The organism is Curtobacterium sp. LFS084, assembly GCF_047977705.1.
In the GTDB taxonomy this organism is placed as follows: Bacteria; Actinomycetota; Actinomycetes; order Actinomycetales; family Microbacteriaceae; genus Curtobacterium.
In genome coordinates this window covers 21,828-47,115 of sequence record NZ_JBFPFM010000027.1, presented here as the reverse complement: position 1 = coordinate 47,115, position 25,288 = coordinate 21,828, and the positions used below count along the sequence as shown (strand labels likewise).

Here is a 25,288-nt window from a genome sequence, read left to right as displayed (position 1 = left end):
CGGCGGGGGGGCCGGATGGGGGCGGTGGCGGCCGCCGGGTCGTCGGCTACACCCCCGTCCGTCTGGGGGGGGCGGGCCCGGGCGCCCCCCCGCCTCCTGTCCGTCCGTGGTCCCGCGCGTCCGCCGCGCACGCCCGGTTTCGGCCTGAGCGACAGTTCACGCGCTCCGGAGCGCGTGAACTGTCGCGCAGCGCGAAACGCGCCGCGCTATGCGACAGCGACCTCCGGCTCCGGCTCCGGCTCGGCCGACCGCTGCTGCACGCGCTGCCCGACCACGGCGGACACGCCGTCCTGCCGCATCGAGACGCCGTAGAGCGCGTCCGCGATCTCCATCGTGCGCTTCTGGTGCGTGATCACGATGAGCTGCGACGACGCCCGGAGCCGCTCGAAGACGCTCAGGAGCCGCCCGAGGTTGGCGTCGTCGAGCGCCGCCTCGACCTCGTCCATGATGTAGAACGGCGACGGGCGGGCGGTGAAGATCGCCACGAGGAGCGCCACCGCCGCCAGCGACCGCTCGCCACCGGACAGCAGCGTCAACCGGTCGATCTTCTTGCCCGCGGGCTTCACCTGCACCTCGATGCCCGTGTGCAGCAGGTCGTCGGGGTTCGTCAGCGTGATCGACCCGGAGCCCCCGGGGAAGAGGATCGGGAAGATGACGTCGAACGCCTCCTTCGTGTCGTCGAACGCGGACTCGAAGATCGTCTGCATCTTCCGGTCGAGCTCGTCGATGATCGTCATGAGGTCGGTGCGGGTCTTCTGCAGGTCCTCGAGTTGCTCGGCCAGGAAGGCGTGCCGCTGCTCGAGCGCCTGGAACTCCTCGAGCGCGAGCGGGTTCACCTTGCCGAGCTGGCCGAGGTCGCGTTCGGCCGCCTTCAGCCGCCGCTCCTGCTCCGCGCGCACGTACGGCACGGTCTCGACGTCCGCGGGGTCGACGTCGTCGGTGGCGTCGAACTCGGGCAGTGCGGGGCCACCGGGCAGCGTCGACTCGGCGTCCACCAGTTCGGGCAGGTCCCCGTCGGCGTCGCCGTCGGTGGTCGGGTCGACGTCGGAGACGGGGTCGGCGCCGGTCGGCGAGTCGTCGGACGGGAGGCGCGGCTCAGCCCCGTCGGCCACGGTCGCGTCCGGCGCGGTGGCGTCCAAGGCCGCGGCAGCGGCCGCACGCTCGGCATCGCGGTGCTTCCGCGCGAGGACGCGGGGGTCGATCAGGACGTCCACCGGCACCGGCACGTGCGGGCCGTACTCGGCGACCAGCACGGCCTCGACCAGCCCCAGCTCGCTCTGCGCCCGGTCGAGCACGCCGGACACGTGCAACTTCTTCTCGTAGATCTCCATCTCGAGCGAGTGCACGCCGTCGGTGATCGACTGCAGGCGGTCGCGGAGTTCGCGCTCCTCGTTCCGGATCGTCTGCAGCTCGGTGTTCCGCTTCGACCGCTCGGACTCCTCGGTGGCGAGCTGGACGCGGGCCTCGGCGAGCGATCGGTCCACCGCGCCGAGCAGTCCGGGCAGGTCGGCCAGCACGTGCTCGGCGACCGCGATCTGCCCGCGACGGATGACGGCGAGCCGGGCCGCCTCGGCAGCCGCGGCACGCTCCGCCTCGAGCTGCCGCGCCAGCTGGTCGGCGCGGCTCCGCTCCGCGCGCACCCGCTCACGGACGGTCTCGACCTGGATGCGCTGCTCGATCTCGGCGGCGCGAGCGGCCTCGAGCGCGTCCTGCAGCGCGGGTCGCTCCGACGCGTCGGCGACGGGACGAGGGCGGTCGGCGAACTCCTGACGTGCGCGTTCCGTTTCGGCCAGGACCGCCTCGGCCGACGAGGTCGCGCCGTCCGTCTCGGCGAGGGCCGCGCGGAGTCGCTCGACCTCGGCCGCGGCGTTCTCCACTTTCGCACGGGTGGACGCGCTCATCCGGTCGTAGTCCGCCTTCGCCCGGGCGTGCGCGCGCGCGGCGGCGTCCGCCTCGTCGGCGACACGACGGGTCTCCTCGACGGCGGTGCGGGCGGCCCGGAGGCGCGTGGCCTGGTCCTCGGCGTCCCGCGCGATCGCGTCGCGGCGGGTGACGGCGTCGTCGCGCTCGGCGACGAGCTCGATGCGCGAGGTCACGCGCTCCCCGCCGCCGGTCACGCGGACCGCGCGCACGAGGTCACCGGAGCGCGTGACCACCGTGGCCTGCGGGGCGGCGGCGAGCACTGCCTCGAAGTCGACCGCGTCGGTGTCCGCGACGAGCGTGTCCCGCAGGATCGCGGCGATCGCCGGCGGCCCGTCGACGAGGTCGAGCGCGCGTCGGACACCGGCCGGCAGTCGCGTCGGCAGGTCCGACGGCAGGGCACCGGGGTCGGCGACCACCACGTCGATGCGGCCGATGTCCTCGGCGCGGGCGTGTGCCACGGCGTCGAGGGCGACGGTCCGGTCGTCGGCGAGCACGGCGTCGGCGAGGCCGTCGAGGGCGATCGCGATCGCCCCCTCGAACCCGGGGGTCACGGTCAGCCGGTCGGCGAGGCGACCGACGATGCCGTCGCGACCGGCGTCGATGAGCGCCTGCGATCCGTCGCGGACGTCGATCGACATGCCGAGGGCGGCGACACGGGCGTCGAGGGCGTCCCGTTCGCGTTCGAGGGCGTGCAGGCGGTCGCGGAGTTCGTCGCGCGCGGCCTGGGCCGCCTCATGCTGCTCGCGTGCGGCGTCGAGCGCCGTGGTCATCGCGTCCTCGTCGACGCCCTCGGAGGGGTCGGTCCCGAGTTCGGCGAGGGCGGCCGCGGCACGGTCCGCGCGGTCCCCGGCCTCGGCCAGGGCGCGCTCACGACGTTCCCGGTCGGCCACCGCGGACTGGCGCTTCGAGGTCGCGACGTCCACCGCCGAGGCGAGGCGCTGGGCCTCGAGGTCGTGCTGCGAGACGAGCGCAGCCTGGGCGGCGATCCGCTCGTCGAGGGCGTCGAGGGCCGCGCGGGCGGCCTGCACGCGCTGCGCCGCCAGGGCCGTGCCGCCCGTCATGTCGGTGGCCTGGGCCTCGAGCCGGTCGGCCTCGTCCCGCACGCCCTGCACCTGCTCCGGGGTGATCGTCGGCCCCTGCTGTGGAGCGTCCGCCTGCTGCGCGAGGAACATCAGCCGCTGGTTCGCCAGGCTCGACAGCCCGCGGAGCCGCTCCTGCACGCTCTCCAGCCGGTGCACGACGGTGCGGGCGCGGTCCACGTCGTCGCCGACCATGCTCTGCTCGACGTGCTGCTGACGGGCACGGGTCTGATCGAGACGCTCCTGCAGCACGATGCGCTCGGACTTGCGGCCGGCCTCGACCTCCTGGTGCTCGTGGAGCTCGCGGCGGAGGCGGACGACCTCGTCGGCGAGGATGCGGGCCTTGGCGTCACGGGCGACCGCGGCGACGGACTGGGCCTTGCGGGCGACCTCGGCCTGGCGACCGAGCGGCTTCAGCTGGCGGCGGATCTCCCCCGCGAGGTCGGACAGCCGCGTCAGGTTCGTCTGCATCGCGTCGAGCTTGCGGAGGGTCTTCTCCTTGCGGCGACGGTGCTTCAGGATGCCTGCGGCCTCCTCGATGAAGCCGCGGCGGTCCTCGGGGGTGGCGTGCAGGACCTTGTCGAGCTGGCCCTGGCCGACGATGACGTGCATCTCACGGCCGAGGCCGGTGTCGCTCAGGAGCTCCTGGACGTCGAGCAGGCGGCAGTTCTCGCCGTTGATCGCGTACTCGCTGCCCCCGTTGCGGAAGAGCGTGCGCGAGATCGTCACCTCGGAGTACTCGATGGGGAGCAACCCGTCGGCGTTGTCGATGGTCAGGAGCACCTGCGCGCGCCCGAGCGGCCCCCGCGTCGAGGTGCCGGCGAAGATGACGTCCTCCATCTTGCCGCCGCGGAGCGTCTTCGCGCCCTGCTCCCCCATCACCCAGGCGAGGGCGTCCACCACGTTGGACTTGCCCGAGCCGTTCGGCCCGACGATGCACGTCACGCCGGGCTCGAACGCGAACGTCGTCGGCTGCGCGAAGGACTTGAACCCCTTGATCGTCAGGCTCTTCAAGTACATGCGGTCTCCGGATGCTCTGGTTGGGCGTCAGGCTAACGCGTGCGCGGGCGTGGACGCGGTTGGCACACGGGGCAGATGTGGCTCGACCGGTTCATGAAGGCCTCGCGCACGATCGTCGTGCCGCACCGGGGACACGGCTTCCCCTGCTGTCCGTAGACGTTGAGTCGCTGCGAGAAGTACCCGGACTGCCCGTTCACGTTGACGTACTGCGCGTCGAAGCTCGTGCCGCCGTCCTCGAGCGCCCGGCCGAGCACGTGCCGGACCTCGGCCAGCAGACCACGGAGGTCGCCGCGCGTCAATCGCTCCGCCGGTCGGTCGTAGTGCAGCTTCGCGGCCCAGAGGGACTCGTCCGCGTAGATGTTGCCGATGCCGCTCACGACCCCCTGGTCGAGCAGGATCCGCTTGATGCCGCTCGACCGCTTCCGGGCCGCGGCGATGAAGCGGTCGTCGTCGAACGCGGGGTCGAGCGGGTCGCGGGCGATGTGCGAGACCTGCTTCGGGATGCTCCGGCGCCACACGGCGTCCGGATCGGTCTCGTCGACGTGCCCCGCTGACCCGGCGGGGGCGCCGTCGATCGTCGGGACCATCTCGTCGATCGCCATCGAGCCGAAGGTGCGCTGGTCGACGAACTCGAGCTCGACGGGCGGCTCCGGCGTGCCGTCGCGGCCGGTCGCCGCCGGCTGGACGTCGAGGAGGATGCGGCGGTGCTTCGCCGCCTCACGCCCACGGCCGAGCAGGATCTGGCCGCTCATGCCGAGGTGCGCCACGAGCGCCTCCGGCCGGTCGCCCTCGTGCTCGGGCCGCAGGGGCATCCAGAGGAACTTGCCACGGCGGACCGCGGCCGCGATGGTGCGACCGGTCAGCCGCTCGGCGAAGTCCTCGGCGGGGCCGTCGTGCCGGGTGAGCGCACGGTCGTCGACGACGTCCACGTGCAGGACCCGCGCGCCGCTGACGGCGGGTTCGAGGCCGGCGCGGACGACCTCGACCTCGGGGAGTTCGGGCACGCGGTCAGGCCGCCCGGCCGGAGAGCTGCGTCCACGCCTGGAGCGCTGCCGCCATCTCGGCGGTCTTCTTGCTCGACCCGGTGCCGGTGGAGACGTCCTCGCCCTGCAGCACGACCGTCGCGTGGAAGGTCTTGTCGTGGTCGGGACCGGCCTCGGTCACGCGGTACGACGGGTTGCCGAGCGACAGGCTCGACGCGAGTTCCTGCAGGCTGGTCTTCGGGTCCATCGCGGCGCCGAAGCGGTCCGGGTCGACGAGGAGCGGCTCGACGAGCCGGAGCACGAGCTCGGTCGCGGGGTCGGGGCCTGCGGAGAGGTAGGTCGCGCCGATCACGGCCTCGACGGTGTCGGCGAGGATCGACGACTTGTCGCGGCCGCCGGTCTGTTCCTCGCCCTTGCCGAGGCGCAGGTACGCGCCGAGCCCGATCATGCGGGCGATCTCGGCCAGGGCGACCGTCGACACCAGGCTCGCACGCCGCTTGGCGAGGTCACCTTCGTCGAGGTCGGGGAAGGACCGGTAGAGCTTCACGGTCACGGCCTGGCCGAGGATCGAGTCCCCGAGGAACTCGAGGCGCTCGTTGTGCCCGATGCCGCCGTGCTCGTACGCGTACGAGCGGTGCGTGAGGGCGAGCTGCAGGAGCTCGAGGTCGATGTCGGCCCCGAGGATCCCCTGCAGGCGAACGACGTCCGGCCCCACGGGGCGGGACCCCGTGGTGCCGGACGTCGCGGTCATGCGTGTGGTCCGATCAGACGTCGGCGACCTTGCGGCCCTTGTACTCCATGTACAGGGGCGTGCCGGCGGAGTCCTCGACGACCTTGGCACGGTGCGGGAGGCTGTAGGTGACCTTGCCGTTCTCGATCGTCTTCACGAGCTGGACCGGCGCGGCCTTCCACTGCGAACGACGGGCGTGCGTGTTGGCACGGGACTGCTTGCGCTTGGGAACGGCCATGGTGGTTCTCTTTCGGTTGGTCGGTGGTCAGTGGCGAGGGGCGGCGGTCAGTCGGCCTGGTCGGCGTCGGACCGCTCCTGACCCTCGGTGGTCTGGGGCGTGGTCGTGCTGGCTGTGTCCGGGGTCTCGCCGCCGCTCGTCGCGTCGCCGAGGGTGAGGCCACCGAGGGCGGCCCACCGCGGGTCCAGGACCTCGTGAGCGCGCTGCTCGCCGATGTCGGCCAGTCGCTCGCCCGTCACCGGGTCGAGTCCTGGGCAGTCCGGTCGGCAGACCGGCTGGAACGGCAGCGCCAGCACCACCGCATCTCGAACGACCTGTTCACAATCCACGTGGTCATCGTGAACGAAGAAGTCGAAATCCTCCGAGGCATCATACGCGAACAGCTCGGCGAAATCGACCTCGACGGGTTCGCTGATGTCGATGAGGCACCGTGAGCACTCGCCCTCGGCCTCGGCGCTGGCGTGCCCGGAGACCAGGACGCCCTCGTGCAGGCCCTCGAGCCGGAGGTCGATGCGCATCTCGGCGCCCTCGCGGACGGCGATGACACCGGCTCCCATCGCATCGGGCACCTCGATGTCGAGCGAGTGCTCGCGCATCTCACCCGGCCGGTGCGCGAGGTCGCGCACGCGCAGGGCGTAGGGGCTGTTCACGTGGGAAGACACGATCGACGAGCCTACAGCCCTCCGGCCTGCGAGTCGAGGCGGGGACGGGCGTGTCCCGAGCGGGTCAGCGCCCGGTGTGCGCGTGCAGGGCCGCCGCGACGACCGCCGGGACGTACGGTGCGACGTCACCACCGAGGGACGCCACCTGGCGGATGAGCGAGCTCGACACGTGCGCACGCGCGGCCTCCGGCAGCAGGAACACCGTCTCGACGTCGGCGAGGTGCCGGTTCATGATCGCCATCGGTGTCTCGTAGGCGACGTCCTCGCCGGAGCGGACGCCCTTGACGAGCACCTTCGCCCCGACCTGCCGGCAGTAGTCGACGAGCAACCCCGAGGTCCACTCCCCCACGCGCACGTTGTCGGACACGCCCGTCTCGACGAGCGATTCCTCGATGAGGCGGACGCGGTCGACGGCGTCGAACATCGCCGGTCGCTTGTCGGGGTTGTGCACGACGAGCACGTGCACCTCGTCGAAGAGCCCTGCAGCACGCCCGATCACGTCGAGGTGCCCGAGGGTCACGGGATCGAACGAACCGGGGACCACCGCGATCTGCGCCATGGCAGCGACGATACCCGGCGTTCAGTTCTTGCCGAGGAACGCGGCGTCGGACTCGTCCAGCCGTCGCGCCAGGGCGTCGCGGAGCGCCGGGTGGCCGTCGAGCTGCGGATCGGGTCCGAGGACGTGCTCGGCCTCTTCGCGCGCGTCCATGATGAGGTCCGCGTGCTCCACGACGCGCAGCAGGTTGAGCGACGACCGACCGCCGGACTGCCGTTCGCCGAGCACGTCCCCCTCGCGCCGGAGCTCGAGGTCGACGCGTGCGAGCTCGAAGCCGTCGTCGGAGGCGGACACGGCGTCGACGCGCTCCCGCGAGGTGGTCTCGGACTCCGCCGTCGTCACGAGCAGGCACACGCCGGCGTGCTGGCCGCGGCCGATGCGCCCGCGGAGCTGGTGGAGCTGCGAGACGCCGAAGCGGTCGGCGTCGAGCACGGCCATCATCGAGGCGTTCGGGACGTCGACCCCGACCTCGATCACGGTCGTCGCGACGAGCACGTCGACGGCTCCGGCCGCGAACGACGTCATCACGCGGTCCTTCTCGTCCGCCGACATGCGGCCGTGCAGCACCTCGATCCGGCGGTCGGCGAGCACCGGCATCGTCCGCATCCGCTCCGCCGTGGCGAGGACGGTGGCCGGCGCGTGCTTCGGCGTGTCGTCGTCGGGCTCGGGGTCGGGTCCGCCGTCGTCCTCGGCGTGGGCGTCGTCGATCGCCGGGCACACCACGAACGCCTGACGACCGTCGGCGAGTTCCTCGGCCATGCGGGTCCAGATGCGGGACTCCCAGCCGGGGTGCTCGGCGAGCGGGACCGTGAACGTCTCGACTCGGCCACGTCCGGAGGGCAGCCCGGTGATCGTCGAGACGTCGAGGTCGCCGAACACCGTCATCGCCACGGTGCGCGGGATCGGCGTGGCGGTGAGGACGAGCACGTGCGGTGGCGTCGCCCCCTTGGTGCGGAGGGCCTCGCGCTGCTCCACGCCGAACCGGTGCTGCTCGTCGACGACGACGAGCCCGAGCTCGGCGAAGTCGACCCGGTCGCCGAGGAGCGCGTGCGTGCCGACCACGAGTCGCGAGCTGCCGGACGCCGCCGCGAGCAGTGCCCGGCGCCGTTCGTCGGTCGACTGCGACCCCGTCAGGATCACCGGCCGGAACTCGGCGGCGAGGTCGGGGCCGAGGAACTTCACGATCGACCGGAGGTGCTGCGCCGCGAGGACCTCGGTCGGGGCGATCAGCGCGGACTGCCCACCGGACTCGGCGACCGTCAGCATCGCCCGGATCGCCACGAGGGTCTTGCCGGAGCCGACCTCGCCCTGCACCAGGCGGTGCATCGGCCAGTCGCCGGCGAGGTCGTGGGCGATCTCGGCACCCACCGACCGCTGGTCGTCGGTGAGCGTGAACGGCAGCGCCCGGTCGAAGCGTTCGAGGATCCCACCCGGTGCGGCGGACCGTGCCGTGGCCGCGGTCGCGCGGGCCGCGATCCGACGCTGCACCAGGGCCGTCTGCAGCACGAACGCCTCGCGGTAGCGGAGGGCGTCCTCGGCCCGCTTGAAGTCCGCGACCTTCTCGGGGCGGTGCAGCAGCTCGAGCGCTCGGCGGAACGGCACGAGGTCGAGCCGGTTCCGGACGCGCGCGGGGATCGGGTCGTCGACGTCCGGGAGCGTGTCGAGCACGATCGCCATCGACTTCGCGATCTGCCACGAGGTGAGCGTCGACGTCGCCGGGTAGATCGGGATCGGCTGGCGCGACCACCGGATGGCTTCTTCCGACTCGGGGTCGGCGGTCGCCCGGGGGTCGTCGCGGTCGAAGAGCTCGTAGTCGGGGTGGGCGAGCTGGCGGGCACCCCGGTAGTCGCCGACCTTGCCCGAGAAGATCCCGCGCGCGCCCGGCACGAGGTCCTTCGTGCGCCAGCCCTGGTTGAAGAACGTGAGCGTGAGGAGCCCCTTGCCGTCGCCGATCTTCGCTTCGAGGATCGAGCCGCGCCGAGCACGCATGGTGCGTTCCCGGACGTCGACGACCTCGGCCACGATCGTCACCGACTCGCCGATCGCGAGCGAGTCGAGCGCCGTCAGCGCGCCGCGTTCGGCGTAGCGCCGGGGCGCGTGCTCGAGGAACTCGCCGACGGTGCGGTACCCGAACGCCTTCTCGATCGCACCCGCGGTCCGGCCGCCGAGGACGTTCGCGAGCCGCGCGTCGAGCGGGGCGGGGCCGAGGTCCGGCACCGCGTCGTCGGTCGTCGTTCCGGTCGTCACCACACGTCAACGGTACCCGGCGGCACCGACGCGATCCGCGCCTCCCGGACCGCCTGTGGAGAACTCCTGGAGCGTCCGGCGGCCCGCTACGGTGGCAGCATGACCCGCATCATCGCCGGTGCCGCCGGCTCCACGACGCTCCGGGTGCCGAAGTCCGGCACCCGACCGACGAGCGACCGCGTGCGCGAGGCACTGTTCTCCTCGCTCGAGGCACGTGGGCTCGTCGACGACACGTCGGTCGCGGACCTGTACGCCGGCACGGGGGCCCTCGGGCTCGAGGCCGCGTCGCGCGGTGCGGTCGAGGTCGTGCTGGTCGACCGGGCGTCGGCGGCGGCCGAGGCCTGCCGGGCGAACGCGAAGGCCGTGCAGCGGCGGGTCCCGGACGTGCGGATCGACGTGCAGCCGCAGCCCGTCCTCGGGTACCTGCGCGGGACCGTCCGGACCTTCGACCTCGTGTTCATCGACCCGCCGTACGACGTCACCGAGCACGAGCTCGCCGAGGTGCTCGAGACGCTCGTGCCCCGGCTGACGGCAGCCGCGGTCGTGGTCGTCGAGCGGAGCAAGCGCTCCCCCGAGCCGACGTGGCCCGCGGGGCTCGAGGCCTTCAGCAAGCGCAGCTACGGCGAGACCGTCGCGTGGGAGGCCGTGGTGGCCGCCGCCTGACGCAGGTGCGGCCTCGGGGGTTCGCTGGTGGCGCGCCCGCTGTGGTGCGACTTCGTCGTCGTCGTACGACATCGGTGATGTCGCACGCCCGCGCTCGCAACAGTTGCACGCGCGCAGCGACGACGTCGTCGTCGTCGTACGACGTCGACGATGTCGCACGACCCGCAGCCCCGGACACACACGCCGGACGACGCGCGTGCCACGCCGCCGGTCAGCCGGCGGCGCCGTCCCAGTCGGCGTAGGGATCCCAGCCCGTCGTCGGCACGGGGACTCCCCCGCGCACCAGGTCGTCGTCGCCACGGTCGAGGACGACGCCGACACGACGGAACCCTCCGGGCAGCGGGACGTCGGGAGGGAACGTGGCGAGCAGCCCATGGTCCTCGCCGCCGTGCAGCGCCACCTCGTCGAGGACGGCCGTCCCCTCGGACCGGTCGGCGTCGAGCGAGAGGGTGACCCGGCTGGCCCGCGCGAGCCGCCCGGCGTCGATCGCGAGCCCGTCGGACAGGTCGAGCATCGCCGTCGCGCTACCGGCAGCAGCGGCCGGGCCGTCCGCGATCGGCGGGACCGGCCGCCGCTGTCGTCCGACGTCGGGGTCCGTGTCCGCACCGCTCGCCACGGCCGCACGGCGAGACGGCTCACCGTCGGCGTCGACGCCTTCGCGGAAGAGCCGCGTCAGCCCACGCGCCGCCGGCCCGAGCTCCCCCGAGACGGCCAGGACGTCGCCGGGGCGGGCTCCCGAGCGGACGACGGGCGCACGACCCCCGAGGTCCCCGAACGCCGTCACCGACACCGTGAACGTCGCCGACGTCGAGAGGTCGCCGCCCACGACGCCGCAGCCCGGCGCCAGGGCGTCCACGGCCAGCCGCACCCCGTCGGCGAACGACTCGAGCACCGCCACCGGGGTGTCCCGCGGCGCCGCGAGGGCGATCACCAGGCCGGTCGGCACCGCGCCCATCGCGGCCACGTCGGACAGGTTCGTCGCCGCGGCCTTCCACCCGACGTCCTCGGGCGACGACCACGCCCAGCGGAAGTCCGGACCGTGCACCATCATGTCCGTCGTCACCACGAACCGGCCGTCCGGCGCCGCGACGACCGCGCAGTCGTCCCCGGGACCGAGCAGCGGCGACCCGACCGGCAGTCGGCGCACGATGCGGTCGAGGACGACGAGTTCGCCGAGGTCCCCCACGGTCGGTCCGGCCCAGGCGTCGTACGTCGCGTCCACACGAGAACGGTAGCCTGGACGTCGATGGACACCGTGCGCCGCCCCCTCCGGAAGCTCGCGACCGCGGGCGTCGTGATCGCCGTCGCCGCCGGGCTGACCGGCTGCACGAACGCCGTCGCGATGTCCCCGGCCCCCTCCGCCGACGCCGCCGCGTGCGCCGCCGTCCAGGTCCGGCTGCCGGCGGCGGTCGACTCGAAGTTCGACCTGCGGAACACGAACGCCCAGTCGACCGCGGCGTGGGGCGATCCCGAGGTGGCGCTGTACCACTGCGGCGTGGCGGTGCCGACGGTGTCCGACCTGCCGTGCTTCTCGCTCGGCGACGTCGACTGGATCCGCGACGACCGCGGGAAGCAGATCGTCTACACGACCTTCGGTCGGTCCCCGGCGGTCCAGCTCGTCATCGACGCAACGAAGACCACGAACCAGGTCGTCCAGGACGTCACCGACGCGGTGTCGACCCTGCCGAAGGACGGGCACCGCTGCCTCGACCCGTCCGACGTCACCGGCTGAGCCGCGGGCACGTCACCGGCTGAACCGCGGGCGCGGCTCCGGCCGCACGCGGGTGCAGGCGCCTCAGCGGACCGCCGCGCGCCCCAGCTCGATGAGTTCGCGGACGAGCTCGCCGTAGGACACCCCGGACGCCGCCCAGCAGCGCGGGTACATGGACAGCGGCGTGAACCCCGGCATCGTGTTGACCTCGTTCACGACGAAGCCGTCGTCGGTGAGGAAGCAGTCGACCCGGGCGAGGCCGGCGCCGCCGATCGCCTCGAACGCACGGGCACCGATCGAGCGGATCTCGTCGGTCTCCGCCTCGGTCAGCGGGGCCGGGCAGAGCAGCGACTCGTCGCCGCCCAGGTACTTCGAGGCGAAGTCGTAGAAGCCGTCCTCGGCGACGACGATCTCGCCCGGCAGGCTCGTGCGCGGCACACCGTCACGGCCCTCGAGCACCGCGACCTCGACCTCACGGCCGATCACGCGGGGCTCGACGATGACCTTGGAGTCGTGCTCGAACGCCAGGTCCATCGCCGCGCCGAGCTCCTCGGGACCGTCCACGCGGGACACGCCCATGCTCGAACCCGCACGCGCGGGCTTCACGAACAGCGGCCACCCGTGCGCGGCGATCGTCTCGGCGACGTCGACCGGGTCGGCCGACCACTCGCGCCGGAGCACCGTCGTCCACGGCGCGACGCGGAGCCCGGCGTGCTCGAGGACCGCCTTGGCGACGTGCTTGTCCATGGCCAGGGCGCTGGCGAGCACCCCGTCCCCGACGTACGGCAGACCGGCGATCTCGAGGAGGCCCTGGACGGTGCCGTCCTCGCCGAACGGACCGTGCAGGATCGGGAACACGATGTCGACGGCGATCGTCGAGACCGATCCGTCCGGGTGCGACACCACGAGCTCGTTCGAAGCGGGCGAGGTCGGGAACGCCACGCGGGTGCCGTTGTCCGGGACCGTGGGGAGCGTGCCGTCCCGTAGCGCCCACTGCGCCGGGTCGTCGGACTGGAGCGTGAACGCGCCGTCCTTCGTGATGCCGATCGGGACGAGGTCGTACTCGGCCCGGTCGACGACGTCCATGATCCCGCCCGCGGTCACGCAGCTGATCTCGTGCTCGCTCGAACGGCCACCGAACAGCACGGCGACGGTGGTCGTGGACACGGGTGTCTCCTCGGCGATCGTGGGCATGGCAGTCCTCTTGGTGGTCGGGGCCGGACCGGTCACTCGCCCTGGGGCTCGTCGGTCTCGGTGAGGTGCGGCGCGATGTTGCGCGGATCGAGCCTACCGGCGAGGACCTCGGCGACCTGCCCCACGATGGGCATGTCGACGCCGTTGGCAGCGGCGAGCTCGAGGATCGGCGCGACCGACGCCAGCCCCTCCGCCGTCTGGTTCATCTGCCGGACGACCTCGTCGAAGCGGTACCCCTGACCGAGCAGCCGGCCGGCGGTGTTGTTCCGCGAGAGCGGCGACTGGCAGGTCGCGATGAGGTCGCCGAGGCCGGCGAGCCCGGACAGCGTCGACGGCTGCGCGCCGAGCGACACCGCGAAGTCGGTCATCTCGGCCAGACCCCGGGTGATGATGGACGCCTTGGTGTTCTCGCCGTAGCCGACACCGTCGACGATGCCGATCGCGACGGCGATGAGGTTCTTCAGCACCCCGCCGAACTCGGTGCCGATGACGTCGGTGTTGATGAACGACCGGAAGTACGGGTTCGTGGCGACGGCGGCCACCGCGCTCGCGGTCTCGGCCGACGACGACGACACGACGGCCGCGGTGGGCTGCCGCCGGGCGATCTCGAGCGCCAGGTTCGGGCCGCTCGCCACCGCGATGCGGTCGCGGTCGATGCCGAGGCCCTCGTGCAGGACCTCGCTCATGCGGAGTCCGGTGCCCTTCTCCACGCCCTTCATCAGGCTGACGACGGGGACGTCCGGCGCGAGCAGCTCGCGGATCGCGGCGAGGTTCGAGCGCAGGGACTGCGACGGCACCGACACGTACACCTGCGACGCGCCGTCGAGCACCTCGGCGAGGGACGTCGACGCGGTGAGGGTGCGGGGCAGGTTGATCCCGGGCAGGTAGTCCGAGTTCCGCTTGGTCTCGGTGATCTCCCGCGCGACCTCGGCCCGCCGCGCCCACACGACGGTCGACGCTCCGCCCTCGGCGAGGACCTTGGCGAACGTGGTCCCCCAGCTGCCGGCACCGATGACGGCGACGCGCGGCTTGTCGGTCGACTGCATGACCACGCGGATCGCGGCGGTGTCCACCGCTCCGGGGGCTGCGACCGCGGGGTCCGGGTGGTCGTCGTGCGGGCGGAGGCCCGGTCCGTGCTCACTCAAACCGGCCGGTCTCCTTCTGGTTGTTCGCCGCCGGGTCCCAGCGGGTCCCGGGCGCCTGCTGCCCGCGGATCTCCTCGAGCAGCGCGGTGATGTGCTGCATCAGGAGCTCGGTGGCCGCGACGAGCGTCTGCTGGTCGATCGGCCTGCCGCGGTACGGCGAGAGGTCGACGGGGTCGCCGACGATGACGTCCACGCGGGACGGCGGGATCAGCCGGAGCTTCTTGCCGTACCGCGCCATGATGTTCTGCGTGCCCCAGTGGGCCATCGGGATGAGCGGGACGTCGTTCTCGAGGGCGATCCGCACCGCACCGGTCTTGCCGCGCATCGGCCACAGGTCCGGGTCACGGGTGAGGGTGCCCTCGGGGTAGACGATGATCGCGCCGCCCTGCTCGATGAGCGATCGGCCGCCGCCGAGCGGGTCGCTCAGCCGGGTGCGCCCGGAGCGCTCGACGGGGATCTGGCCCATGCCGGACATGATCTTGCCGAAGATCGGGACCTTGAACAGCGACGCCTTCGCGAGGAAGCGCGGCGCCCGGCGGGACAGCCAGACCGCCGTGCCCACGACGAGCGGGTCGATGTTCGTGAAGTGGTTCGGTGCGAGCACGAACGCGCCCTCGGCCGGCAACCGGTTCGGACCGTGCCAGTGGTAGCGCGCCGAGAAGCGGAAGGTCGGGATGACCACGGTCGCGAGGATCCGGAAGGCCGTGTTCAGCTCGCCACGGCGCCACCGGCGCCCGGGGACGGGCATGCCGGTGGTGACCTGCGAGGCGGAGGCGCGCCGCGCCTCCTGGCCGTCACCAGCGGGAGTCGACACCGCGCCTACCCCGCGAAGTCGAAGTCGGCGCCGAGCTTGCGGAGCTTCGGGATGAAGTGCTCGTAGCCGCGGCTGATGATGCCGACGTTGGAGATCCGCGACTCGCCCTCGGCGGTCAGCGCCGCGATGAGGTGGCTGAAGCCGCCGCGCAGGTCCGGCACGCGGACGTCCGCCGCGTGCAGCGTCGTCGGGCCGGTGATGACCGCGGCCTGCTCGAACGGACGACGGGCGACCCGGCGGTCGTGCCCGGGGAGCCCCTCCTTGTGGACGACGATGTCGGCGCCCATCTCGTTCAGCGCGTCGGTGAAGCCGAAGCGGTTCTCGTACACGGTCTCGTGCACGATGCTCTGCCCGTCGGCCTGCGTCAGCGCCACGATGAGCGGCTGCTGCCAGTCGGTCATGAACCCGGGGTGCACGTCCGTCTCGACGACCACGGGGCGCAGGACCTCGCGCTCGCGGTAGAAGCGGATGCCGTCCTCCTGGATGTCGAACCCGCCGCCGACCTTGCGGAAGACGTTGAGGAACGTCATGAGCTCCTGCTGCTTCGCGCCCTCGACGAAGATGTCGCCGTTGGTCGCGAGCGCTGCGGACGCCCAGCTGGCGGCCTCGTTGCGGTCGTTGATCGCACGGTGGGTGTACCCGCGGAGCGACTCGACGCCCTCGATGAAGATCGTGCGGTTCGGCTCGACCGTGACGATCGCGCCCATCTTCTGCAGGATCGCGATGAGGTCCATGATCTCGGGCTCGATCGCGGCGTTGCGGAGTTCGGTGACGCCCGTGGCGAGGACCGACGAGAGCAGCACCTGCTCCGTCGCCCCGACGCTCGGGTACGGCAGCTCGATCTTCGCGCCCCGGAGACCGTCCGGCGCGGTCAGGTGGATGCCGTTGACCTGCTTGTCGACGACCGCACCCATGGCGCGGAGGGCGTCGAGGTGGAAGTCGATCGGGCGGTCGCCGATGCGGCAGCCGCCGAGGTCGGGGATGAACGCCTCGCCGAGCCGGTGCAGCAGCGGGCCGCAGAACAGGATCGGGATGCGGCTCGAGCCGGCATGGGCGTCGATCTCGGCGAAGTGCGCCGACTCGACGTTCGACGGGTCGAGGATGAGCTCGCCTCGTGCAGGATCGGTGATGCGCACGCCGTGCACCTCGAGCAGCCCGCGGACGACCTTGACGTCGGAGATGTCCGGGACGTCCTTGAGGATCGACGGGGTGTCACCGAGCAGCGACGCCACCATGGCCTTGGTCGCGAGGTTCTTCGCCCCACGGACCTCGATGCGTCCCACGAGCGGCTTGCCCCCGCGGATGACGATCTCGTCCGACTTGAGGCCCACGCGCGCCCCTGCGGCCGCTGCGTCCTGTACGAGAGAGTTCACTACTTCACCGGCAATGTCTTCGGCCGCCATCTGGAGCGGCGGGATTCGAACTCCGTGATCGAGGTCTCGTCACGGAGGGTGAGCCCGATGTCGTCGAGCCCTTCCATCAACCGCCAACGAGTGTAAGCGTCGATCTCGAACGGGACGTCCACCTCGCCGAGCGACACGCGCTGGGCCACCAGGTCGACGGTCGCCTCGATGCCGGGGGTCGCCTCGATCTCGGCCCAGAGCCGCTCGACTTCCGGTTCGGTCACGATCGCGGTGACGAGGCCCTGCTTGCCCGCGTTGCCCTTGAAGATGTCCGCGAACCGGGGCGAGATGACGACCCGGAACCCGAAGTCGCGGAGCGCCCAGACGGCGTGCTCGCGCGACGACCCGGTGCCGAAGTCCGGTCCGGCGACCAGCACCTTGGCGCCCTGGTACACGGGCTGGTTCAGCACGAACTCGGGGTCCTGACGCCAGCCGGAGAACAGGGCGTCCTCGAAGCCCGTCTTCGTCACCCGCTTGAGGTAGACGGCGGGGATGATCTGGTCGGTGTCGACGTTGGACCGCTCGAGCGGTGCCGCGATGCCGGTGACGGTCGAGATCTTGTCCATCAGTGTGCCCCTTCCAGGACGGCGTTCGACTCGGACGTCTCCAGGTCCCACGGACTGGAGAGCGTGCCGCGCACGGCGGTGGCCGCGGCGACGAGCGGCGACACGAGGTGGGTGCGACCGCCCTTGCCCTGGCGTCCCTCGAAGTTGCGGTTGGAGGTGCTCGCGCAGCGCTCCCCCGGCGCGAGCTGGTCGGGGTTCATGCCGAGGCACATCGAGCAGCCGGCGAACCGCCACTCGGCACCGAAGTCCGTGAACACCTTGTCGAGTCCCTCGGCCTCGGCCTCGAGCCGCACCCGGGCGGACCCCGGCACGACCATGACCCGCACGCCGTCGGCCTTCGTGCGGCCCTTGATGACCGACGCGAAGGCCCGCAGGTCCTCGATCCGGGAGTTCGTGCACGAGCCCATGAACACCGCGTCGACCGCGATCTCCTTCATCGGGGTGCCGGCGGCGATGTCCATGTACTCGAGGGCACGCTGCGCTGCGGCCTGGTCGTTGGGGTCGCTGTAGCTGGCCGGGTCCGGGACGCTCTCGGAGAGCGAGACGCCCTGACCGGGGTTCGTGCCCCAGGTGACGAAGGGCTCGAGGGCGTCGGCGTCGATGAACACCTCGGCGTCGAACACCGCGTCGTCGTCGGTCGACAGGGTGTCCCAGTACGCGACGGCGTCGTCCCAGTCCTGCCCCGTGGGCGCGTGGTCGCGGCCCTGCACGTAGTCGTACGTGGTCTGGTCGGGGGCGACCATGCCGGCACGGGCACCGGCCTCGATCGACATGTTGCAGATGGTCATGCGGCCCTCCATCGAGAGGGCACGGATCGCCGAGCCGCGGTACTCGAGCACGTAGCCCTGCCCGCCACCGGTGCCGATCTTCGCGATGACGGCGAGGATGATGTCCTTCGCCGTGACCCCGGGTCGGAGGGTGCCCTCGACCGTGATCGCCATGGTCTTGAAGGGCTTGAGCGGCAGGGTCTGGGTCGCGAGGACGTGCTCGACCTCGCTCGTGCCGATGCCGAAGGCCATCGCGCCGAAGGCCCCGTGGGTCGAGGTGTGCGAGTCGCCGCAGACGACGGTGATGCCCGGCATCGTCAGGCCGAGCTGCGGGCCGACCACGTGGACGATGCCCTGCTCCTTGTCGCCCAGCGAGTGCAGGCGGACGCCGAACTCCTCGCAGTTGCGGCGCAGCGTCTCGATCTGGGTCCGGCTGGTCGGGTCCGCGATGGGACGGTCGATCGCGAGCGTCGGGGTGTTGTGGTCCTCGGTCGCGATGGTCAGGTCGAGGCGGCGCACCGGCCGACCGGCCTGGCGCAGGCCGTCGAACGCCTGCGGGCTCGTGACCTCGTGCACGAGGTGGAGGTCGATGTAGAGGAGGTCGGGGTTGCCGTCCTCGCCCTTGACCACGACGTGGTCGTCCCACACCTTCTCGGCGAGCGTCTTTCCCATCGGGTGCGACCCTTCCTCGTTGTCGTCGACGAACCGCTGTCGCGGTTCGGTGCGGCGAGTCTAGCAGGTTGGTATACCAACGTGCTCCCGCGCCGACCGGCGGCCTGGAGGCGCGGGCCGACTCCGCGACACCCGTCGCGGTGGGAAGATGGTCACGACATGACGACCCCTGCGCACTCGACCCGGACCATCAACCTCGAGGGCGCGGCCCGCGCCGCGGTCGCCGGCGGCGCCCCGCTCGCACTGCTCATCGCCCTCGACATGCCCGGGTACGCCGCCTTCGCCATGTTCGCCGGCTTCACGGCGATCTTCGGCGCCACCGAGCCCTACCGGCAGCGCGCGGTCACCACCGGGGTCGCCGGTGGCATGCAGGCGCTGTGCATGACCGCGGGCATCGGGGTCGCCCTCGCCGGCGGGCAGCTCTGGATGCAGGCCGTGGGGCTGGTCCTCGTGCTCGTCGTCGCCGTCGGCACACTGAGCGTGCTCCGCACGATCCCGGCCCAGCCGATCTTCCCGGTGTTCGCGTTCCTCGTGTCGTCGCTCGTCCCGGTGCGCCCGGCGGACGTCCCCGTCATCGCGACGATCATCGTCTGCTCGGTCGTGTGGGCGTGGCTCGTGGCGATGTCCGGCTCGGTGCTCCGGCTGGTGCTCCACCCGCGGGCACCCCACCGGTTCCGGCCGCTGGCGGAGCGCAAGCACCGTTCGCTCGCGGTGCTCCGGACGCCCGCGCTGTGGGAGACCGTGGCCCTCAACGTGGTCGGAGCGCTCGTCGCCGGGGCCGTCGCCGAGACGATCCCGGGGCTCGGGCACCCGTACTGGGCGGTCATCGCGGTCGTGTCGACGCTCCCCGCGCTCCGGCAGCGGCACACGGTGTTCCGCGCCTTCCAGCGGTTCATCGGCACGATCGGCGGCACCCTGATCGCCGTCGGGATCCTGCTGCTGGAGCCGTCGGCGTGGTGGATCGTCGTGATCGCCGTCGTCGGCCAGTTCTTCGCCGAGATCTTCGTCGCCCGGCACTACGCCGTCTGCCTGCTCTTCCTCACACCGCTCGCCCTCGCCGTGTCGTGGCTGAGCCTGCCCGAGGCGCCGGAGCTCCTCGCGCTCGACCGCGTCGCGCAGACCACCCTCGGGGCGCTCGTCAGCGTCGCACTGCTGTTCGTGGGGCGTGGGATCGAGCGGCGGCGCGGTCGCGCGCTGGGCGCGACGAGCGCGATCCGCACCGTCTGACCCGCGCGCGCCCGCGCCCGCGCGCGGCGCGGCGCCCGCGCCCGCTCCCGGCGTACCTGGTCGAATCGGGCGTACCTGGTCGTTCCTTCCGACCAGGTACGCCCGGTTTCGCTTGCCACCGCGTGCGACATGGGAAGGAACGGGCGCTGACGACGGACGGGAGGCGCGTGGCGGCGCCGACCCGCGCCTCCCGTCCGTCCGTGGTCGCGACCACCGCGCCGTGCCTCCGCGAGGCGGACCACCGCGTCAGTCGCGCGGCTGGATGTTCCAGGCGTCGATGACCGGGCGGCCGTGCTCGTAGCCGAGGACGCTGACGGTGGCCGTCCCGAGCTTCAGCACGGCGCCGTCCTGGGGGGCGAGCCGGATCCACGCGGCGCCGAGGGCACGCAGGACGTGACCGTGCGCGACGATGACGGCGTCCTGCCCCTCGGCGAGCACCGGCCGGACCTGGTCGAGCACCCGCTCCACGCGCAACCGGACCTCGGCGGCGTTCTCGCCGGGGGTGTCACCCGCGGGGACCCCGTCGGCCCAGAGGTCCCACGGACCGTGCCGGAGCACCTTGATCTGCGGCGTGGTGAGTCCCTCGTAGGCGCCGTAGTCCCACTCGTAGAGGTCCTCGTCGAGCTCCGGGTCGAGCCCGATCAGGGCGGCCGTGTCTCGGGCGCGCTGCAGCGGGCTGGACAGCGCCAACGCGAACGTGCGGTCCGCCAGGTACCGGCCGGCGCGCTTCGCCTGCTCGATGCCGTTGTCGGTGAGCGGGATGTCGGTGCGGCCGGTGTGCTGCCCGCTCTTCGACCACTCCGTCTCTCCGTGACGGACGAGGACGAGTTCGCCGGGGCGTTCCGAGGTCATGTGTTCCTTCCGAGCCAGAGGCCGAGCGCGGCTGCGCCGACCGAGACGACGAGCATCCCGAGGCCGTTCAGGACGGCGAGCCGGGGCTTGCCGGATCGGAGGAGCTGTACGGTCTCGACGCTCGCCGTCGAGAACGTCGTGTACCCACCCATCATGCCCGTTCCGAGCACGGCGACCGACGCGAGCGGGATCGTCCCCGCCTGGCCGAGGCCGGTCAGGACCCCGAGGACGAGCGATCCGGTGACGTTGATGACGAGGGTGCCGAGCGGGAAGCCGGAGACGCGGGCCTTCACGGCGCCGTCGAGGACGAAGCGCAGCGCGGCACCGACGCCCCCGCCGACCGCGACGAGGAGCAGTTCGAGGGGGCTCACCGGTCGCCCCCGGTGGTGTCCGCGGACCGCGCTGGTGCGGCGGTCGCCCGGGGCCGGACGAGCGCCGCGACCCACAGGCCAGCGACGACCGCGACGAGCCCCGCCGCGACGCTGAGCAGCGCGTACCCGCTCCCGGCGCCCCAGCGTCCGGCGTCGAGCAGCTGCGCGGTGTCGTCCGCCAGCGTGCTGTAGGTCGTGAAGCCGCCGAGCACCCCGGTGCCGACGAACAGCCGGAGGGTCCGGCGTCGGCCGACGTCCGGCCCGCGGTGGGCGAGTGCCTCGAGCAGCAGCCCGAGGACGAAGGCCCCGGTGACGTTGATCGTGAGGACCGCCCAGCTGACGCCGTCGTGCGCCGGGAACGCCTCGGCGAGGACCGCGCGGACGCCGGTGCCGAGGGCGCCGCCGACCGCGACCGTGGCGAGGGCGGACCAGCGGGGGTGGACCGGTCGGTCCGGACGGGTGTCGGTCTCCTCGACCTCGACGTCCGGGTCGATCGGGATGTTGCCGGAGTCGGTCGGGCGTCGTCGGTGGTCGTCGGTCACGGTGCTCCTATCGCCGAGCACGCCGGATCGTCTCCGCGCGTGCGGTGTTCTCGGGATAGGGACCGTTGGCGGTTGACCGCGGTTGGGTCCGGCAGGCCCCACTGCCGGGTCTGACGACGGGATCAGACTAGCGCGTCGGCGCGGGGTGGTCCGCGACGGCCGCGATCCCCTCGATCTCGACGAGCTGGTCGTCGTAGCCGAGGACGGTCACCCCGAGCAGCGTGCTCGGCACGTCGTGGTCGCCCATCGCGGCGCGGACGACCTGCCACGCCGCCACGAGGTCCGCCTGCCGCGTCGAGGCGACGAGGACCCGGGTCTGCGCGAGGTCGGTGACGCCGGCCCCGGCCGCGGCGAGCGCGGTCGTGAGGTTCTCGACGCACTGCGCCGCCTGGGCGCGGACGTCGCCCACGCCCACCGTGCGGCCGTCGGCGTCGAGCGGGCAGGCTCCGGCGAGGAAGACGAGCCGGCTGCCCGCGGGGACGGACGCGGCGTCCGCGTACTCCGCGACGTCGCTGAGGGCACCGGACCGGATGAGTTGCACCACGCTGGTCATCGCCCCAGTGTGGCCGACCCGCCGATCGGCTGGCACCGTGGGCACCACCAGACCCGGCGCGGCGGCGATCCGGGGCGCTCGACGTCGTCCCGTGCCAGGACGGGCGTCCGGCACCGCAGGCACGGTCGGCCGGCGCGACCGACGACCCAGTGGCGGGTTCCGCGGCCCGGGCGCCCGGTGATGACCTGGTACGCGGACGGCACCGTCGCCGAGTGCACGAGCATCCGGCGGGCGAGGTCGAGCATCGCCGGCAGGTCGACCCGCTCCACCGGGGTGTCGGGGTGGACCCCGCGGAGGAAGCAGAGCTCCCCGACCCAGAGGTTGCCGAGCCCGGCGACGGTGCGTTGGTCGAGCAGTGCGGCGCGGATCGTCCGGCCCGGACGAGCGGCGAACCGGGCGACGGCGGCGTCCCGGTCGAAGTCCTCGTGCAGCAGGTCGGGTCCGAGCGGTCCGAGCACGCGTGCCTCGTCGGCGGTGGCGACGTGCTCGACGACGGGGAGTGCGATGCCCCACAGCGTTCGGCCGTCCTCGAACGCCATCCGCACCCGAGCCTCGGCCACGGCGTGCGCGGGGAGCCGTCGGCCCGGTGCGGTGAGCGTCCACGAGCCCGTCGTGCGCATGTGCGTGTGCAGCGTCGTCCGGTCGTCGAACCGCGTGAGCAGGTGCTTGCCGTGGGTCGCGTGGCCGACGACAGTGCGGCCGCCGAGCGCGCGACCGGCAGTGGGCCCGCCACGGAGTTCGCCGGACCGGATGAGCGCACCGTCGACCTGCCGCAGTCGCGCGGCGAGGCGGAACACCGAATCGCCTTCGGGCATGCGGCGACCGTACCGGGGGCGACTGACACCGGCGACGGAGCCCCGTGGACGACGAAACGCCCCCCGGCGGACCGGAGGGCGTTCGTGGTGGTGTGACCCCAGCGGGATTCGAACCCGCGTTACCGCCGTGAGAGGGCGACGTACTAGGCCGCTATACGATGGGGCCGTCACACATGGGAATCCCCCGCCCTGGAGCGGGGGTCATGGTCGTTGCCGGAGTCGGAGGCTAGCCACCTGTGGTGACCCCAGCGGGATTCGAACCCGCGTTACCGCCGTGAGAGGGCGACGTACTAGGCCGCTATACGATGGGGCCGTTCCGACAACTCGACAAGTATGGCACAAGCGGTCCGCCGTGCCAAAACGAGGCGTGTCGCCCGGGTGCGCCGCCATGCCGCGGCGGGCATGTGCGCTCAGATCGTGAACGATTCGCCCGGCTGCAGCACGACGAGTGAGCCGGACGGCTCCACCGCCTCGCGGAGGCGACCGGTGTGCATGTCGAGGCCGACGTCGGACAGGGTCGCCTCGTGCACGGGGTAGGCCCGCCGGGGTGCGACCGCGAGCACGTAGTCCATCATCTCGGCGACCTTGAGCCACGGGGCACCGACGGGCGCGGCGAGGACCTCGACCGGCACGTCGGGGACGGTGTACGAGTCACCGGGGTGGAACAGCCGGCCGTTCACGAGGACACCGGTGTTGTCGACGACCGGGACGCTCGAGTGGATCACGTTGTGCCGCGTGCCGTGGAAGGTGAGGTCGAACGGGCCGACGGTGCGCCGGTCCCCGGCCGTGACGACGTCGACCGCGACGACCCCGTCGAGGGCACGCGCGACCCCGGCGGGGCCGATGACGACGGCTCCGGGACTGCCGTCGAGGATGCGCCGGACCTGGTCGGGCGTGACGTGGTCGGGGTGCTCGTGGGTGACGACCACGGCGACGACCCCGGTGACGTCGACCGGGCGGGTGAAGCCACCCGGGTCGAGGACGAGGCGTGCGGTGCCCTCGGTGACGACCTGGCAGGCGTGCTCGAGCTTGGTGACCTCCATGCCGGCGACCCTACGCGGCCGGTGGGTCCTGGAGCCGAACCGGCCCGGTCGTCGACCGCACCACGAGGTGTGCCGGGGACGCCGACAGCGGGCCCGCGACGCCGCCGTCGACCTCCTCCAGCACCGCCCGGGCTGCGACGCGCCCCTGCGCCACCGGGTCCTGGGCGATCGTGGTCAGACCGGCGACCTCGCCGTACTCGTGGCCGTCGATGCCCATCACGGAGACGTCGCCGGGCACCTCGAGGCCGGCTCGACGTGCGGCGAGGACCACCCCGAGCGCCATCTCGTCGGACGCGCAGAAGACCGCGGTCGGGATCGCCGCACCGCGGGTCCGGTCGAAGAGCGCCGCCCCGGCGTCGGCTCCCCCGGCGAAGGAGAACCGGCCGTCGAGGATCCAGTCCTCGCGGACGGCGATCCCCCGTGCAGCCAGCGCGTCCACGAAGCCGTCCCGCCGCAGCCACGGCACCGCGACGTTCATCCCGGCCTCGTCCTGCCCGCCGACGTACGCCACGTCCCGGTGGCCGAGGCCGCACAGGTGATCGACGGCGACGGCGGCGACGACGACGTCGTCCACGCCGACGTTCCGGAGCCCGGGCGCCGGCCCGCCGATCACGATCATCGGGTGGCGTGTGAGCTCGAGCTCGGCGCGCTCGGTCTCGTCGAGCACGAGCGAGAGCAGCACGAGCCCGTCGACGCGGTGCCGGAGCATCGAACGGCGGAACGCCCGGTCCCGGTCACCACCAGGACCGCCGAGGTTGTACAGCACCAGGTCGTAGCCGGCCCGCCGCAGCTCGGCGTCGACCCCGCCGAGGGCCTTGACGTAGAACCACCGGTCGATCACGGGGACGACGACGCCGATCGCCCGCTGACGTCCGGTGGCGAGACCGGCCGCCGCCGAGCTCGGGACGTACCCGAGCTCGTCGGCGACCCGTCGCACCTCGTCGATCGTGGTGTCCGCGACCGTCGACATCCCCCGCAGTGCGCGGGAGACCGTGGACTTCGACAGGCCCGTGACGGTCGCGATCTCCTGGATGCCCATGGACCGGCCCGGGAGGCCCGTCACCGGTCCGACGGCCGCCGCACGTCGGCGACGGGGCCGGCCTGCGCTCGCGCGGACGTCGGCGCACGGTCCGCCCCGTGGAACGCGTCCGCGTCCCGGCGCGTCCGGACGGCCCGGCGACCCGCGGGTGCGAGCTCGTCCCACCCGACGTGCCGGTGGACGCGTCCGTCCGGGCTGGAGGACGTCCGACGGACCGGGACCGCCGGTGCCGCGGGGGCCCCGCCGATGCCGTCGGTCGACGCCGTGCGGCGGAGCACCGACACCCGCCACCGGTCGAGGGCGACCACGCCGAGGACCGAGGCGAGGAGGGTGAGCGCCCAGCCGAGGGCCGGCCGGCCGGTGACCTCCGAGAACACCGTGACGCCGAGGAACAGGACCCCGAACATCCCGACGAAGCCGATGGCCTCCTCGATCCGGGCCGTGGGCCGGGTGGGACCGCGCTGCGCCATGAC

At 72.7% G+C, this 25,288-nt stretch carries 25 protein-coding genes and 2 tRNA genes; 3 read left to right on the top strand and 24 right to left on the bottom strand.

Annotated elements, in window-relative coordinates:
• Positions 1 to 206 precede the first annotated feature (206 nt).
• The 7 genes from ACNQOV_RS13565 to ACNQOV_RS13535 form a co-directional block, all read right to left on the bottom strand.
• Positions 207 to 4,022 (bottom strand): chromosome segregation SMC family protein, encoded by a 3,816-nt coding sequence (locus ACNQOV_RS13565; protein ID WP_416395072.1) that lies wholly within the window; start codon positions 4,020 to 4,022, stop codon positions 207 to 209.
• A 32-nt stretch (positions 4,023 to 4,054) separates the two neighbouring features.
• The gene (gene mutM / locus ACNQOV_RS13560) at positions 4,055 to 5,026 is read right to left on the bottom strand and encodes a bifunctional DNA-formamidopyrimidine glycosylase/DNA-(apurinic or apyrimidinic site) lyase (protein ID WP_402263702.1); all 972 of its coding nucleotides are present in this window, start codon (positions 5,024 to 5,026) and stop codon (positions 4,055 to 4,057) included.
• Between the two features lie 4 nt (positions 5,027 to 5,030).
• Positions 5,031 to 5,756, bottom strand: coding sequence for a ribonuclease III (gene rnc, locus ACNQOV_RS13555; protein ID WP_402263704.1), 726 nt, complete (start codon positions 5,754 to 5,756; stop codon positions 5,031 to 5,033).
• Positions 5,757 to 5,769: 13 nt separating this feature from the next.
• Entirely contained in the window at positions 5,770 to 5,973 is a 204-nt protein-coding gene (gene rpmF / locus ACNQOV_RS13550; protein WP_022905230.1) for a 50S ribosomal protein L32, read from the bottom strand.
• A 47-nt stretch (positions 5,974 to 6,020) separates the two neighbouring features.
• Positions 6,021 to 6,635, bottom strand: coding sequence for a YceD family protein (locus ACNQOV_RS13545; protein WP_416395069.1), 615 nt, complete (start codon positions 6,633 to 6,635; stop codon positions 6,021 to 6,023).
• 64 nt (positions 6,636 to 6,699) lie between these two features.
• Complete coding sequence (gene coaD / locus ACNQOV_RS13540; RefSeq protein WP_022905228.1) at positions 6,700 to 7,194, bottom strand: pantetheine-phosphate adenylyltransferase; 495 nt, start codon at positions 7,192 to 7,194, stop codon at positions 6,700 to 6,702.
• Positions 7,195 to 7,215: 21 nt separating this feature from the next.
• The gene (locus ACNQOV_RS13535; protein ID WP_416395076.1) at positions 7,216 to 9,438 is read right to left on the bottom strand and encodes an ATP-dependent DNA helicase RecG; all 2,223 of its coding nucleotides are present in this window, start codon (positions 9,436 to 9,438) and stop codon (positions 7,216 to 7,218) included.
• Positions 9,439 to 9,537: 99 nt separating this feature from the next.
• On the opposite strand from ACNQOV_RS13535, the gene ACNQOV_RS13530 reads away from it, so the two are divergent.
• Positions 9,538 to 10,101 carry an RsmD family RNA methyltransferase gene (locus ACNQOV_RS13530; protein ID WP_416395067.1) on the top strand — a complete coding sequence of 188 codons (564 nt, stop codon included), beginning with the start codon at positions 9,538 to 9,540 and terminating at the stop codon, positions 10,099 to 10,101.
• Positions 10,102 to 10,312: 211 nt separating this feature from the next.
• Here ACNQOV_RS13530 and thiL read toward each other — a convergent pair whose 3' ends face one another.
• Positions 10,313 to 11,323: a thiamine-phosphate kinase gene (gene thiL, locus ACNQOV_RS13525; protein WP_416395065.1), complete on the bottom strand. Its 1,011-nt coding sequence runs from the start codon at positions 11,321 to 11,323 to the stop codon at positions 10,313 to 10,315.
• A gap of 24 nt (positions 11,324 to 11,347) precedes the next feature.
• Here thiL and ACNQOV_RS13520 point away from each other — a divergent pair, with 24 nt between their 5' ends.
• Complete coding sequence (locus tag ACNQOV_RS13520; protein ID WP_031260804.1) at positions 11,348 to 11,833, top strand: DUF3515 family protein; 486 nt, start codon at positions 11,348 to 11,350, stop codon at positions 11,831 to 11,833.
• Between the two features lie 63 nt (positions 11,834 to 11,896).
• Here the strand turns inward: ACNQOV_RS13520 and ACNQOV_RS13515 are convergent, their stop codons facing one another.
• From ACNQOV_RS13515 to leuC, 6 genes are all read right to left on the bottom strand, one after another.
• Entirely contained in the window at positions 11,897 to 13,006 is a 1,110-nt protein-coding gene (locus ACNQOV_RS13515) for a D-alanine--D-alanine ligase family protein (protein ID WP_416395062.1), read from the bottom strand.
• 32 nt (positions 13,007 to 13,038) lie between these two features.
• Positions 13,039 to 14,052, bottom strand: a complete 1,014-nt coding sequence (locus ACNQOV_RS13510; RefSeq protein ID WP_402263851.1) for an NAD(P)H-dependent glycerol-3-phosphate dehydrogenase — start codon at positions 14,050 to 14,052, stop codon at positions 13,039 to 13,041.
• Positions 14,053 to 14,143: 91 nt separating this feature from the next.
• The gene (locus ACNQOV_RS13505) at positions 14,144 to 14,965 is read right to left on the bottom strand and encodes a lysophospholipid acyltransferase family protein (protein WP_416395060.1); all 822 of its coding nucleotides are present in this window, start codon (positions 14,963 to 14,965) and stop codon (positions 14,144 to 14,146) included.
• A 5-nt stretch (positions 14,966 to 14,970) separates the two neighbouring features.
• The gene (gene murA / locus ACNQOV_RS13500) at positions 14,971 to 16,338 is read right to left on the bottom strand and encodes a UDP-N-acetylglucosamine 1-carboxyvinyltransferase (protein WP_402263717.1); all 1,368 of its coding nucleotides are present in this window, start codon (positions 16,336 to 16,338) and stop codon (positions 14,971 to 14,973) included.
• Positions 16,338 to 16,934: a 3-isopropylmalate dehydratase small subunit gene (gene leuD / locus ACNQOV_RS13495; protein ID WP_416395058.1), complete on the bottom strand. Its 597-nt coding sequence runs from the start codon at positions 16,932 to 16,934 to the stop codon at positions 16,338 to 16,340. Before leuD ends, murA begins: the two co-directional genes overlap by 1 nt.
• Positions 16,934 to 18,373 (bottom strand): 3-isopropylmalate dehydratase large subunit, encoded by a 1,440-nt coding sequence (gene leuC, locus ACNQOV_RS13490; RefSeq protein ID WP_416395056.1) that lies wholly within the window; start codon positions 18,371 to 18,373, stop codon positions 16,934 to 16,936. Before leuC ends, leuD begins: the two co-directional genes overlap by 1 nt.
• 159 nt (positions 18,374 to 18,532) lie before the next feature.
• Here leuC and ACNQOV_RS13485 point away from each other — a divergent pair, with 159 nt between their 5' ends.
• Positions 18,533 to 19,600, top strand: a complete 1,068-nt coding sequence (locus ACNQOV_RS13485; protein ID WP_416395054.1) for an FUSC family protein — start codon at positions 18,533 to 18,535, stop codon at positions 19,598 to 19,600.
• Between the two features lie 246 nt (positions 19,601 to 19,846).
• Here ACNQOV_RS13485 and ACNQOV_RS13480 read toward each other — a convergent pair whose 3' ends face one another.
• From ACNQOV_RS13480 to ACNQOV_RS13435, 10 genes are all read right to left on the bottom strand, one after another.
• A complete protein-coding gene (locus ACNQOV_RS13480) occupies positions 19,847 to 20,452 on the bottom strand; it encodes a histidine phosphatase family protein (protein WP_416395052.1) in 606 nt (201 codons plus the stop codon).
• The gene (gene crcB / locus ACNQOV_RS13475; RefSeq protein WP_022906291.1) at positions 20,449 to 20,823 is read right to left on the bottom strand and encodes a fluoride efflux transporter CrcB; all 375 of its coding nucleotides are present in this window, start codon (positions 20,821 to 20,823) and stop codon (positions 20,449 to 20,451) included. The genes ACNQOV_RS13480 and crcB overlap by 4 nt, the downstream gene beginning before the upstream one ends.
• On the bottom strand, positions 20,820 to 21,365 hold the full coding sequence (locus tag ACNQOV_RS13470) for a fluoride efflux transporter FluC (protein ID WP_416395050.1): 546 nt from the start codon (positions 21,363 to 21,365) through the stop codon (positions 20,820 to 20,822). The genes crcB and ACNQOV_RS13470 overlap by 4 nt, the downstream gene beginning before the upstream one ends.
• A gap of 127 nt (positions 21,366 to 21,492) precedes the next feature.
• Positions 21,493 to 21,918 carry a RidA family protein gene (locus ACNQOV_RS13465; RefSeq protein WP_031261747.1) on the bottom strand — a complete coding sequence of 142 codons (426 nt, stop codon included), beginning with the start codon at positions 21,916 to 21,918 and terminating at the stop codon, positions 21,493 to 21,495.
• Entirely contained in the window at positions 21,915 to 22,733 is an 819-nt protein-coding gene (locus ACNQOV_RS13460) for a DNA-formamidopyrimidine glycosylase family protein (RefSeq protein ID WP_416395047.1), read from the bottom strand. The genes ACNQOV_RS13465 and ACNQOV_RS13460 overlap by 4 nt, the downstream gene beginning before the upstream one ends.
• Positions 22,734 to 22,826: 93 nt before the next feature.
• A tRNA-Glu gene (locus ACNQOV_RS13455) sits at positions 22,827 to 22,899 on the bottom strand.
• A 71-nt stretch (positions 22,900 to 22,970) separates the two neighbouring features.
• Positions 22,971 to 23,046, bottom strand: a tRNA-Glu gene (locus ACNQOV_RS13450).
• Between the two features lie 97 nt (positions 23,047 to 23,143).
• Positions 23,144 to 23,776: an MBL fold metallo-hydrolase gene (locus tag ACNQOV_RS13445; RefSeq protein WP_022906287.1), complete on the bottom strand. Its 633-nt coding sequence runs from the start codon at positions 23,774 to 23,776 to the stop codon at positions 23,144 to 23,146.
• A 10-nt stretch (positions 23,777 to 23,786) separates the two neighbouring features.
• A complete protein-coding gene (locus ACNQOV_RS13440; RefSeq protein WP_022906286.1) occupies positions 23,787 to 24,839 on the bottom strand; it encodes a LacI family DNA-binding transcriptional regulator in 1,053 nt (350 codons plus the stop codon).
• Positions 24,836 to 25,285 (bottom strand): hypothetical protein, encoded by a 450-nt coding sequence (locus ACNQOV_RS13435; protein WP_022906285.1) that lies wholly within the window; start codon positions 25,283 to 25,285, stop codon positions 24,836 to 24,838. The genes ACNQOV_RS13440 and ACNQOV_RS13435 overlap by 4 nt, the downstream gene beginning before the upstream one ends.
• Between the last annotated feature and the right edge of the window lie 3 nt (positions 25,286 to 25,288).